The 12643-nt window shown below is 58.9% G+C and carries 10 protein-coding genes; 3 read left to right on the plus strand and 7 right to left on the minus strand.

The window, feature by feature from the left end:
- Positions 1-54: 54 nt before the first annotated feature.
- Both rhaS and PSJ8397_RS09980 read right to left on the minus strand, forming a co-directional pair.
- Complete coding sequence (rhaS, locus tag PSJ8397_RS09975; RefSeq protein ID WP_085864467.1) at positions 55-1050, minus strand: rhamnose ABC transporter substrate-binding protein; 996 nt, start codon at positions 1048-1050, stop codon at positions 55-57.
- Between the two features lie 25 nt (positions 1051-1075).
- On the minus strand, positions 1076-1888 hold the full coding sequence (locus PSJ8397_RS09980) for a DeoR/GlpR family DNA-binding transcription regulator (protein WP_085864468.1): 813 nt from the start codon (positions 1886-1888) through the stop codon (positions 1076-1078).
- 186 nt (positions 1889-2074) lie between these two features.
- Here PSJ8397_RS09980 and PSJ8397_RS09985 point away from each other — a divergent pair, with 186 nt between their 5' ends.
- Together PSJ8397_RS09985 and PSJ8397_RS09990 are read left to right on the plus strand one after the other, a co-directional pair.
- On the plus strand, positions 2075-4177 hold the full coding sequence (locus PSJ8397_RS09985) for a bifunctional rhamnulose-1-phosphate aldolase/short-chain dehydrogenase (RefSeq protein ID WP_085864469.1): 2103 nt from the start codon (positions 2075-2077) through the stop codon (positions 4175-4177).
- A gap of 24 nt (positions 4178-4201) precedes the next feature.
- The gene (locus PSJ8397_RS09990; protein ID WP_085864470.1) at positions 4202-5437 is read left to right on the plus strand and encodes an L-rhamnose isomerase; all 1236 of its coding nucleotides are present in this window, start codon (positions 4202-4204) and stop codon (positions 5435-5437) included.
- A gap of 48 nt (positions 5438-5485) precedes the next feature.
- On the opposite strand, the gene PSJ8397_RS09995 is transcribed toward PSJ8397_RS09990, so the two are convergent.
- From PSJ8397_RS09995 to PSJ8397_RS10015, 5 genes are all read right to left on the minus strand, one after another.
- Entirely contained in the window at positions 5486-6973 is a 1488-nt protein-coding gene (locus PSJ8397_RS09995; protein ID WP_085864471.1) for an AMP-binding protein, read from the minus strand.
- The gene (gene sauS, locus PSJ8397_RS10000; protein ID WP_085864472.1) at positions 6970-8370 is read right to left on the minus strand and encodes an acylating sulfoacetaldehyde dehydrogenase; all 1401 of its coding nucleotides are present in this window, start codon (positions 8368-8370) and stop codon (positions 6970-6972) included. The genes PSJ8397_RS09995 and sauS overlap by 4 nt, the downstream gene beginning before the upstream one ends.
- Positions 8371-8435: 65 nt before the next feature.
- Positions 8436-9404 (minus strand): tripartite tricarboxylate transporter substrate binding protein, encoded by a 969-nt coding sequence (locus tag PSJ8397_RS10005; RefSeq protein ID WP_085864473.1) that lies wholly within the window; start codon positions 9402-9404, stop codon positions 8436-8438.
- Between the two features lie 38 nt (positions 9405-9442).
- Positions 9443-9907: a tripartite tricarboxylate transporter TctB family protein gene (locus tag PSJ8397_RS10010; protein ID WP_085864474.1), complete on the minus strand. Its 465-nt coding sequence runs from the start codon at positions 9905-9907 to the stop codon at positions 9443-9445.
- A complete protein-coding gene (locus tag PSJ8397_RS10015; RefSeq protein WP_085864475.1) occupies positions 9904-11433 on the minus strand; it encodes a tripartite tricarboxylate transporter permease in 1530 nt (509 codons plus the stop codon). Before PSJ8397_RS10015 ends, PSJ8397_RS10010 begins: the two co-directional genes overlap by 4 nt.
- 99 nt (positions 11434-11532) lie before the next feature.
- On the opposite strand from PSJ8397_RS10015, the gene PSJ8397_RS10020 reads away from it, so the two are divergent.
- A complete protein-coding gene (locus tag PSJ8397_RS10020; protein ID WP_085864476.1) occupies positions 11533-12564 on the plus strand; it encodes a LacI family DNA-binding transcriptional regulator in 1032 nt (343 codons plus the stop codon).
- The last annotated feature ends 79 nt before the right edge of the window (positions 12565-12643 follow it).

A 12643-nucleotide genomic window follows, 5' to 3' on the forward strand; every position in this document is an offset into this window, starting at 1 on the left:
AAGGGCGAACTTGCCCGACACAGTGACTGCGCCGGGCAAGTCCGGGGAGGCAACTTAGAAGATCGACTTGAACTGGTCGATGTTGCTGGCGTCATAGACAAACGGATCTGCCATGGCGCCCTCGTTGTTCTCGTCCAATGTCAGGCTGCCCATGCGACCCATCGGAATTTCCGCGCCGGGTTCTGCGACCGCACCGTTCTGGCTCAGCTCATAGGCCAGCATCGTGGCGGAATAGCCCAGATCAATCGGGTTCCAGATCGCAAAGGACTGGGATGCACCGGATTCGATGGCACCGGCCATCTCGGACGGAAGGCCCAGACCTGTGACGTTCACTTCGCCAACCTTGCCTGCGTCCACAACAGCCTGTGCCGCGGCCACAATCCCAACAGACGTTGGCGCGATGATGGCGTCCAGCTCTGGGTAGGTTTGCATCAGGCCCGTGGCCTCACGGTAGGATTTGTCGGCAAGGTCATCACCATAGACCGTGGCTACAACTTCAATGCCAGGGTAATCACCCATGACGGCCATCATCTCGTCAATCCAGATGTTCTGGTTGGTGGATGTGGTCGTGGCGGACAGCAGGGCCACTTCGCCCCCATCGGGCAGGTGATCAGCGGCCAGCTTGATGATCATATTGCCGATCAGCGGGTTGGACGACGGGTTCAGGTGCAGCTGACGCCCTTCCGGGGCCACGCCGGAATCCCAGCTGATGACCGTGATGCCGCGCTGCATGGCACGCTGCAACGCAGGCACAAGCGCGTCCGTGTCGTTTGAGGACACGGCAATCGCATCAACGTTCTGCGCGATCAGCGCGTTGATCACTTCGATCTGGCCCTCAGCCGTTGTGTCCGTGGGGCCTGTGTAGATGATCTCTACGTTGCCCAATTCTGCGGCGGCCTCTTCTGCGCCCTCTGCGGCGGCTTCAAAGAAGCCAATGCCAAGCGCCTTGACGACCAGCGCGATGCGCACATCGTCTTGGGCAAAGGCTGGCGTGGCGAACATCGCGGCGGCCATTGCAGCGGATGCTGCCAGTTTCTTCAGTACACTCATGGTTTCCTCCCTGGAGTGGTTGCGGTCAGGCTGGCAGTGTTGCCACCCCCTCTTTCTGCGCGGCACCCGAAGGCACCACGATCAGCTTTACATCCGCCTGTTCAAGCATCGACGCAGTGCGGTCATTGATCTTGTCATCGGTGATAATTGTGTCGATCCGTTCCAACGCGCACAGCACGAGGCTGGAGCGTTGTTCGAATTTGCTGCTGTCCACCAAGACGATCAGCTCTTCGGTCTGACCGATCAGCTTTTGCTCCGCTTGGATCAGCAGGGGATCACTTTCCATCAGGCCCAACGGGCCAATGCCCTGCGCGCCCATGAACATGCGTTTTGCATAGAAATTGCGGGTCACGTCATTGTCGAATGGCGACAGGATAATGTTCTGTTCGCGGTAGATGATGCCGCCCGACAGCATGACCGTGTTGGTCGTGTTCTTCAGCAGATGTTCGGCAATCGGAAAGGAATTGGTGAACACCTGCATTTTGCGCGACGCCAGCGGATGCACCATCTGGAATGTCGTTGTACCGCCGTTGATGATGACGGGCTCTCCGTCCGCACACAAATCGACAGCAGCAGCGGCAATGGCCTGCTTTTCTGCAATATGAAGCGTTTCATTGACAGAGAACGGCCGCCCCGCAAGGCCCACGAAAGGCGTTGTGGTCAAGGCCTCCGCCCCGCCCCGCACACGGCGCAGCTTCTTTTGGTCATCCAGCGTGTTGATGTCACGGCGCACCGTCGCCTCAGACGCGCCGGTCAACGCACACAGGTCAATCACAGTCACAAGGGACCGGTCTTGAACGGCGGAAAGGATAACTCTGTGGCGGTCTTTTTCGTGCATGGATGCCCTCTTGGTTGCCTTGAAGGTGGGGCGAGTCGCGACAAGTTGTCAATCATTTTTTGTCACATTCGATCATTCTGCACTGCAGCATGATTGTTATTGATTGAAAGTGATTGACTTGCCTGCGACCTGCGGTCACGTTGAACGCGAATATTTCGTCCCAACCCGTCGTCTACGGAGACACACATGACCTCTGCCGAAAACAGCAAACGCCTTGAAAACAAATGGGATGACACCCGCGCAAGCAAGATGAGCGAGCCCGAAAAGCTGCTGTATCGGTCCAATCTTTTGGGATCAGACAAAAGAATCACGAACTACGGCGGCGGCAACACCTCCGCCAAGGTCATGCAGGACGATCCGCTGACGGGACAAACGACCGAAGTGCTGTGGGTCAAGGGATCCGGTGGGGACGTCGGATCGATCAAGATGGACGGGTTTTCGACGCTTTACATGGACAAGCTGAACGCACTACGCGGGCTTTACCGAGGGGTCGAATTTGAAGACGAAATGGTGGGCTACCTGCCCCACTGCACGTTCAACCTCAATCCGCGCGCGGCCTCCATCGACACGCCGCTGCACGCCTATGTGCCTGCCAAACACGTCGACCACATGCACCCGGACGCCATCATCGCCATTGCCGCCGCCAAGGACAGCAAGGCGCTGACGCAAAAGATTTTCGGCGACAGCATCGGCTGGCTGCCCTGGAAAAAACCGGGCTACGAATTGGGCCTTTGGCTGTCGGATTTCTGCGAAAAGAACCCTGATGCCAAGGGCGTCGTTCTGGAAAGCCACGGTCTGTTCACATGGGCCGACGACGCCAAGGACTGCTATGAACTGACGTTGCAGGTCATCCAGACAGCGATGGATTGGTTCGCCGAGGAAACGGCGGGCAAGGATGCGTTTGGGGGTGCGATCCACGACAGCCTTGATGCCGACAGCCGCCGGGCCACCGCCGCCCGCCTGATGCCTGCCATTCGCGGCTACGTGTCCGGCCAGCAGCACATGGTCGGCCACTTCACCGACAGCGACGCGGTTCTGGAATTCGTCAACGCCAAAGATATGGAGCGCCTCGCGGCCCTTGGCACCTCCTGCCCCGATCATTTCTTGCGCACAAAGATTTGCCCACTCGTCGTGGATTTCGACCCCGCCAAGCCCGACATCGACGCCACCATCGCGGGCCTTGATGACGCGATTGCACAATACCGCGTGGGCTATCAGGCCTATTACGACCGCTGCAAACGCGACGACAGCCCCGCCATCCGCGACCCCAACGCTGTCGTCTACCTGATCCCCGGTGTCGGCATGATCACCTTTGCCAAAGACAAAGCCACAGCGCGCATTTCGGGTGAATTCTACGTCAATGCGATCAACGTTATGCGCGGCGCGGATGCGGTGTCTGAATATCAGGGCCTGCCCGAACAAGAAGCCTTCGACATTGAATATTGGCTGCTTGAGGAAGCGAAGCTGCAACGCATGCCAGCGCCGAAATCCATGGCGGGCCGCGTGGCTCTAGTCACGGGTGGTGCTGGCGGCATTGGTGCCGCGACAGCGGACAGATACCTGCGCGAAGGCGCCTGTGTGATGCTGGCCGACATTGACGACGCAGCCCTTGCGGAAACCATGGACGGCCTATGCGCGAAATATTCCGCCGACGTCGTGCGCACGGTCAACATGAACGTCACCGATGAAACGGCGGTCGCCGCCGCCTACGCCGAAATCGCGGCCGAATTTGGCGGCGTCGATATCCTCGTGTCCAATGCGGGCATCGCCAGCTCTGCCCCGATCGAAGAGACCAGCCTTGATCTGTGGAACAAGAACATGTCGATCCTGTCCACCGGCTATTTCCTCGTAAGCCGAGAGGCATTCAAGCTGTTCAAGGTGCAGGACATGGGCGGCGCGGTTGTTTTCGTGGCCTCGAAGAACGGGCTGGCCGCATCGCCCAATGCCTCAGCCTATTGCACTGCAAAAGCGTCTGAATTGCATCTCGCTCGGTGTCTGGCCCTCGAAGGGGCGCCCATGGGCGTGCGCGTCAACGTGGTGAACCCGGATGCGGTGCTGAAAGGGTCCAAAATCTGGCAGGGCGAATGGCTTGACCAACGGGCGGGCACCTACGGGACAGACAAAGACGGGCTGGAACAGATGTACCGCGACCGGTCCATGCTGAAACGGTCCGTTCTGCCCGAAGACATTGCTGAAGCCGCCTATTTCCTGGCCTCTGATTTGTCCGCAAAATCGACCGGCAACATCATCAACGTAGACGCCGGCAACAAAGAGGCATTCACGCGCTAACCGCGCGCGAGGGAAGGACACACCATGACCTATGACAGCGCAAAAGCGGCCTTCGCAGACTGGGGCGTCGACACCGAAGCGGCCTTGACCAAACTGGCAGGCATTCCGATTTCCATGCACTGCTGGCAAGGCGATGACGTCGTCGGGTTTGAGGCAAAATCGGGCAGTTCCGGCGGCGGCATCCAAGCCACGGGCAACCACCCCGGCCGCGCCCGCACCCCGGATGAGCTGCGCGCAGATCTGGAATTTTCCTACGGCCTGATCCCCGGCAATCACCGGCTGAACCTGCATGCGTTCTACCTTGATACCGACCAAAACCCCGACCGGGACGAGATTGAATTCAGCCACTTTGCGCCTTGGGTCGATTGGGCCAGGGATCAGCGCCTCGGCCTTGATTTCAACCCCACGTTCTTTGCCCACGCAAAGGCCGACGACAACCTTACGCTCAGTCACCCTGACGCGGGCATCCGTGATTTCTGGATCGAACACGGGCGCCGGTCCCGCGATATCGCGGCGCAAATGGGGGCGGCCTTGGGCTCTGCCTGCGTCAACAACATCTGGGTGCCCGATGGCTACAAAGACACCCCCGTTGACCGTATGGCGCCGCGCCGACGGCTTGAGGCGTCGCTGGACGCGATGCTGGCCACCGACCACGACAAAACGCAGCTTCTTGATGCGGTTGAAAGCAAGCTCTTCGGGATCGGGGTCGAGGCCTGCACCGTCGGCAGCCATGAATTTTACATGGGCTATGCGATCCGAAAGGCCACGTTGCTGTGTCTGGATATGGGGCATTTTCACCCCACCGAAAACGTGGCCGACAAACTCAGCTCTGTGGCCTTGTCCGTGGATGAAATCCTGCTGCACGTCAGCCGCCCGATGCGCTGGGACAGTGACCATGTGATCCTTCTCGATGATGCAATCCTGCAAATGGCGCAAGAACTGGTCAGCGCCGATCTTCTCGGGCGCACCCACATCGGTCTGGATTTCTTTGACGCCACGATAAGCCGCACCGCGGCCTGGGTCATCGGCACCCGCAACATGCAAAAGGCCCTGCTGCGGGCCTTGCTGGCCCCGTGGGACAGGTTGAAGGCCGCGGAAACGTCCCTTGATTACACGTCACGTTTTGTCGTCACCGAAGAGATCAAGGATCTGCCCTATGCCGCTGTCTGGGCTGAATTCTGCGCACGGATGGATGTGCCCCTGGGCCAGACCCTCATTTCCGAACTGGACACCTACCAAGCCAACGTGGCCGACAGATAGCAACCGCGCCGCCTGCCAAACCCCAAATCTGGGCGGGTGCTTGCCCGCCTAAATGAGGGACGACAGCTTAAGCCGCTGTATCTTACCGGACGGGCCCTTGGGTAGTGCGTCCATGAAATGAATACGATCAGGCGACTTGAACGGGCCGAGACGGTCCTTGCATAGGGCAAGCAGGCGATCCTCGGTCAAATCTGATCCGGGCTTGATGGCCACGGCGGCTTCGACGGTTTCGCCGTAGCTTTTGCAGGTGCGCGCGAAGGCGGCGGCCTCGATGATGTCAGGCTCGGAATACAGAACCTCATCAATTTCGCGCGGGGCGATGTTTTCCCCGCCCTTGATGATGAGTTCTTTCAGGCGCCCTGTCACAAACACATAGCCGTCGTCGTCAATGTGCCCCAAATCCCCCGTGCGCAGCCAGCCCCCCACAAACGTCTTGGCGGTGGCGTCTGGATTGAACAGGTACTCCGACATCACGTTTGGTCCGCGAATGGCGATTTCGCCGACCTGCAGGGGTGCGGCATCGGTCAGATCTCGGTTGAGGATGCGAACCTCATTCCCGATGGCCACCCCCGGTGAGCCGGTCTTGCGCCGGCCCGGCGGCAGCGGATTGGACAGGATCTGGGCAGCCGTTTCGGTCAGCCCCATCGTCTCGATAATCGGCACGCCAAAGCGGGTCTCGAACGCTGCTTGTGTCTCAACGGCCAAGGCGGACGAGGCCGAACGCCCAAACCGAAGCCGCATCTTGACGGCATCGGACGGCTCCGCGGCCCCGTGCAGAAGGTGACTGATGATGGTGGGCACCACCGAGAACCACGTGACCTGTGTTGCGCAGGCCTGTTCCCAAAAGCGGCTTGCTGAGAACTTCGATGTCATCGCAAGCGACCCACCGGAGACAAGCGACCCCATCAGGCTCACGCATAGCCCGTTGATGTGATAGATGGGCAAAACGCAAAAACCCCGGTCCTCGGGCATCAGCCCATGCGCCACAGCCGTCGTCCAGCCACCGGCCAAAAGACTCGCATGGGTATGAACGACGCCCTTGGGCCGCCCCGTGGTGCCCGATGTATACATCAGCAAGGCGTGCTGATCGGGCGAAACCGGCGCAACATCGCCCGTCGTGGTCAGCATCTGGGGGGTCAGGATCTGCAAATGGGGTGGGGCCACATTCGCGATGACGTCCTGTTTGTCGGCATGCACGAACGCAAAGCGGGCCTGACTGTGATCCAGCGCATACCCGATGGCATCCGGCCCCGCCGCAAGGTTGATCATCGTCGCCCGAAATCCCCCAACAAGTGCCGCATAAAGCGCGATGACACCGTCTTTGCCGTTGGGATGAACAATCGCCACGCTTTCGCCAGACTGCACCCCCAAACCGACCAAACCTGCGGCGGCGTCATATGCTGCGTCCTTCAGGTCCACCCAGCTGAGTGTTTCGTCCGTTTCGGGAAACACGATCGCCACACCGCCCGCCTGCGCGCGCGCCTCAAGCCAATCGCGGACGGTGCCCGTGGGGGGGGCGTGCGGGTCGAAAATCACGTGCCCGCCTCGTCCCAATAGTCGCCAAAGATGTCGTCCAAACTGGGCTCATTGGCCGGGATCTCGCGGATGATCTTTGTCGTTTGCATAAAATGGCGCCAATGCAGGTTGGTGTCGATTGAATTGCCCCCCCAAGATCCGCAGCCCATGGACAACGAAAACGGCATCCCGTTGGTGAACGATCCGCCGGTGGCAAAGGTGTGCGCCTGATTGACGATGATGCGGCTTGTGGGGAGTGCATTGGCCAAGACCATGGGCCGGTCTTGCGCATTTGTATGGATACCAACCGAATGCCCCGCGCCCTGATGCCGTTGAAGGCGCGACGTGATATCGACCGCATCGTCAAAATCGCGGGCCCGATAGACGGACAGGACGCGGCTTAGCTTTTCGCCGGACAAGGGATGGTCCCGGCCGATCCCCGTGGTCTCTACGGCCAGATAGCACGTGTCTGCGGGGACCTCATCGGTCAGACCAAGGGCTGCAATCATCTTGTTCGCATCCTGCGCGATGGCCTGCGGGTTCAGATGGCCTTTGACCCAGAGTTTGGCTGTCACCTTGGTCTCATCCGTGATCAGCGCCCCGCCGGTCTTCGCCATTTCAGCGGCGAAGGCATCATAGATGGCATCCACGACAACCACAGCATTTTCGGATGAACATGAGGTCGCGTTGTCAAAGGTTTTTGAGGCTTTGATCTTTTCCGCAGCCGCCGCCAGATCGGCGGTTTCGTCAACGATCACAGCCACATTGCCGGCGCCTACTGCCAACGCAGGTGTGCCCGATGTATACGCGCGTTTGACGTTGTTCTGGCTGCCGGTAACAACGATCAGATCCGAAATCTCAAGCAGTCGCTGGGTCTTTTCTTTTGATCCGCGACCGGGGATCATCTGCACCAGATCGCGATCAATGCCGAGCTTGTCGAACTCCGTATGGATATACCCGATCAACGTCTCGCAGGTTGCAACCCCTTTGGGCGAGGGCGACACCACAATCGCATTCCCGCATTTCAGCGCATTGATGATGTTGTTGGCAGGCGTGGCACCTGGGTTTGTCGATGGCACGACAGCCCCGATCACCCCGATGGGACGCGCAATCTCCGTGATCCCCGTTGCAGGGTCGTCCGCGATCACCCCAAAGGTCTGGGCGTCCTTGATGTCGCGCATCAGGCCAAGGGTCTTGCGGTGGTTCTTGATGATCTTGTCCGCGACATTGCCAAGGCCAGTGGTTTCAACGGCCAATTCCGCAAGGTGCCGGTTGCGGGCGGGCTCCATGATGGCCCAGGCAACAGCCTGCGCCGCGCGGTCATAGGCCTTTTGCGAGCCATGCTTTTCAAACGCGGCCTGAGCGCGGCGTGCGCGTGCCACAGTTGCTGCGACCTCTTGAATGGGATCGTCGACCATCGAATTGTCCTTGAAGAAAAATCAGAGGGTCGTGCCCGCACGAAACGGACACGACTGGGTCCTATTTACAGATCTGCGAGCAGCTCTTCGAGGGTTTCCTGACGCGCAGCCCACATATCCAGAACTTCGTCACGTGTCATGACATGCATGGGTGAGCCCCCCGCCTCCATACGGCTTTGCACACGGCCATTTTCGAACATCGTAGGCACCACAGCCGCAAGATGATCGATCACCTCTTGTGGGGTGCCTTTGGGCACCATGATACCACGGAAGTTCACCGATGCGTTGTCGATGTCGTAGCCTTGCTCCATCATCGTTGGAACCTCTGGCAAAAAGTCATTGCGCTCAAGATCGAAGACACCGAGGATCTTGACATTGCCCGCCGCCTGCGCGCGGAACGCATCAGACAGGTTGTTGACGCCACCCAGCACTTCACCTGCGATCACGGCGCGCATTGCGCCGGCACCGCCTGCGTTGTTGGGGATATAGGCCAGCTCAACCTCGGCGGCTTTTTCCAACTGCAAGGCTGCGATGTGGTGCCCCACAAAGAGGCCCGCACCCGAGAACGTCAGCCCACCAGGGTTCGCCTTGGCGTAGTCAATGACGTCCGCCATCGAGTTGAATTCGCTGTCCGCACCGACAACGAACACCGCAGGGTCAGCCCCCCAGTTCGCGATGGGTTCAAAATCGTCCGTGGAATACGAAACGCCACCTTCAATCGACTGCGCAATAAAGTGCGGGATGTTGTAGGCACCAAGCGTGTAGCCGTCATTGTCGGCCTCAGTTGCGAACCAGTTCCAGCCGACACGTCCACCCGCACCAGGGCGGTTCACGATGGCAACGGGCATGCCCAAGGCATCCTCGTTCCCGGCTGTCATCGTCACGATGCGCGCCTGAAAGTCAGTGGCCCCCCCCGCGCCATAGCTGACCATCATCATGATGGGCCGTTCCGGATAGTCTCCGTGCCCTTCGGCATGAACGGATCCCGTCATTGCTGCGACGGCCAATGCGGCCCCTGCAATCCATTTTTTCATAATATCCTCCCTAAGGTTTGGTCTGCCGCTCTTACGGTTCAGAAGAAGACTTCACGGGGTGTGAAGACATTGAGTAGCAGGGCAAAAAGCCCATACATCACCAGCAAGAAGCCAGCGGTGATCGCTATGCGTTTCGCCCAGGACGCAAAGGCGCCGTGCGGTGCCGGATCATACAGCGAAAGCATGATGAAAAAGGTGATCGTGGTGGCCGTATAAAAGCCCAAAGCCTTCGCGGCCCAAAAGACATAGATGATCATCACGATCAATCCGGGCAGCATATTGCGCATGGCCTCCCCGCTGATGCCATTGCCCACCTTCGTGCGGCCCATAACAGCCTTGCCAAAGGTCCAGATGGCCAAAACCGCAAAAACGGATGAGATCAGACGTGGAAATATGAAGGCATCCGCTGGCTCTTGCGTGAAGCTGATATAGGCCACAATGACACCCACGGCAGCGATACCGCCCGACGCTATGATGTGTTGGGTGCGGGGCAGATCGGTCATGACACCGCCTCCTCTTTCGCGACGGCTTCCTCTTTGGTCGTGTAGCGACGCTGGGCAATTTCCATCCAGATCGAATAGCTCACCGACACCAGAACGATCCCGATCAACGCCCAGTTGAGCCAGCCGGTGAAGAAATAGGTACCCGTGCCGACGGTTGCATTGGCAATCATCGACCCTTGGATGAAGTTCGCCTCAGCGATCGGACCAAGGATTAGGCCCAGTACAAGGGGGGCCGCCGAAAAGCCGAAGCGTTCAAGAAAGTACATGCCCAGTCCAAGGCTCGCCATGACATAGACATCCCCCATGGAGTTTTGCACTGAATAGCTGCCGAAGACGGCCAGCCCCAGAACAATCGCTGCCATAACGGCGTGGGGGACGCGGGCCACACGGGCAGCAAGACCCGCAATAAAAAGACCAAAGACGCACATCAGGATCTGACCGATCAGCATGGAATCGATGAATGTCCACGCCACTTGAGGGTAGTTCATAAACAGATCAGGACCTGGAAAGATGCCATGAATAAGCAGTCCGCCCAGCAGCACCGCCGCCGTGGGTGAGCCAGGAATGGACAACGTCAAAAGCGGCACCAGCGACGGGCCGACCATCGCGTTGTTCGCACTTTCCGCAGCGATCACGCCTTCGCTGTGGCCGGTCCCGAATTTCTCGCTTTCTTTGCTGAACTTCTTGGATTGGTCATAGGCCACAAGCCCTGCGATCTGCCCGCCAACGCCCGGGATCAGGCCGATAATCGACCCTGTGATGGTGCCAATGATCAGCGCTGTTTTGCGGCGGATGACCTCAAGAAACGCCAAACGGATGGGGTGACGCTTCACCGTTATGATTTCGGCGTTGGACCCTGTGCGGCCTTTGGTCAGCATCGTGATGACTTGCGGGATGGCGAACAGCCCGATCAAGGCGGGAATAACATTGATCCCGCCACTGACCGCCGGGTGAAAGATAAAGCGTTGCGCGCCCATGATGTCGTCAAACCCAATCGTGGCCAGCCACAAGCCAATACAGCCTGACAAAAGCCCCTTCACGACCGAACTAGAATCGAGCGTCCCAATCACGGTGACCCCCAGAATGGCCAGCCAGAACAGGTGCGACGGCCCGAAGGCCAGCGCCCATCGCGCCAAAACCGGCGTAAGGAAGATCAACAAAAAGACGCCGAACAGCCCCCCCACGGCCGAGGCCAGAAAGGACAATTGCAGCGCCTTCGCCCCTTCGCCCTTGGTGGCCATCGCGTGCCCATCCAGCGTTGTGGCGATATTGGCGGGCGCCCCCGGGATCTTGAGCAAAATCGCACTGACCGCTCCGCCCGCCACCGTCGAGGTGTAGGCCGCCCCAAGCAGGATCAAACCCTGCTGCGGTTCAAGTTTGAACGTAAATGGAATGAGAAGCGCCACCGCCATTGTCGGCGACAATCCCGGCGTCGCGCCCAGGATCAACCCCCCAACGGTGCCAAGCAACAACAACCCAAAATTGATCGGGGTGAACACGTCGCCCATGTAGAACAGAAAGTCCATCGCGTCCAAGTTCTCCCAAAGTCAGGCTTGACCAATCACGCTAAGCGATGAAAATAGTTTTGCAAATGTTTTCATAAATTTCCCTAATTTCGCGCTTATATGTCTGATAAAAATGATAAAAAGGCAGATATTACGGCTGTGGCAAAGGCCGCAAAGGTGTCTGCGTCGACGGTGTCTCGGTATTTCAACCATCCAGAACTGCTCAAGCCATCGACGCGAAAACGCATCAATTCCGCGGTCCGCAAAACCGGATACATCCGCAACCGCGCCGCCCAAACGATCCACGGAATCCGGTCCGGCACCATTGGGGTTCTGGTGCCGACGTTGGATCACGCGATCTTTGCCGAAGTCGTGCAGGCCTTTTCGGACACGGTCGACAGGCTTGGCTTTACCATTCTTTTGGCGTCCCACGGCTACGATTTGCAGCGGGAATACGCGATCCTGCGTAAGTTTTTGGAACATCGGGTCGACGGTGTCGTCCTGACGGGGCTTAACCATGATGAGGCGGTTTTCCAGCTGCTGGACCAACACCACATCCCAAGCCTGTCCATGTGGAATTACGCGCCCAATGCGGCGTTTCCCTGCATCGGGGCCGATAATGAACTGGCGGGCAAAATGATTGCCGAACACATCATCGCGCTTGGCCATACGAAGGTTGCCTGCATGTTTCCGCCCACTCAAGGCAACGACCGTGCCCTCGCCCGGCGTGAGATCGTGCTTGAAACCTTGTCAAAGGCGAATGTCACCGTGCCCGACGCGTGGCGCCTGACCACCGTTTACAGCATTTCGTCCTCCAAACGGGACACTCAAGACTTGCTGTCGCAGTCGGATCGCCCCACCGCATTGATCTGCGGCAACGATATCCTTGCCACGGGGGCGCTCTATGGGGCGAAAGCCGCGGGTGTGCCTGTGCCAGACGGCATATCGGTTGTTGGCATCGGCGATTTCAAAGGCAGCGCTGACATCGAACCCGGCCTGACAACCGTCAGATTGCCCGCCAAAAGGATTGGTCAGGAGGCCGGTGAAGTCCTCGCAAGGGCCATTGTGGATCAGACGTCATTGACGGCCTGTAGCCGCCATTGTGAACCCAAACTGATCCTGCGCCGATCGACGAAATCGGTCCACCCCTGACACGCACAAGTCTGGTGGGTTTGCTGTCAGACCACCGGATCAATTTGATTGGCAGGTGCACGTTGGGCCTGTCCAAAGA

The sequence above is a fragment of the Pseudooctadecabacter jejudonensis genome (genome assembly GCF_900172275.1).
Taxonomy (GTDB): Bacteria; Pseudomonadota; Alphaproteobacteria; order Rhodobacterales; family Rhodobacteraceae; genus Octadecabacter; species Octadecabacter jejudonensis.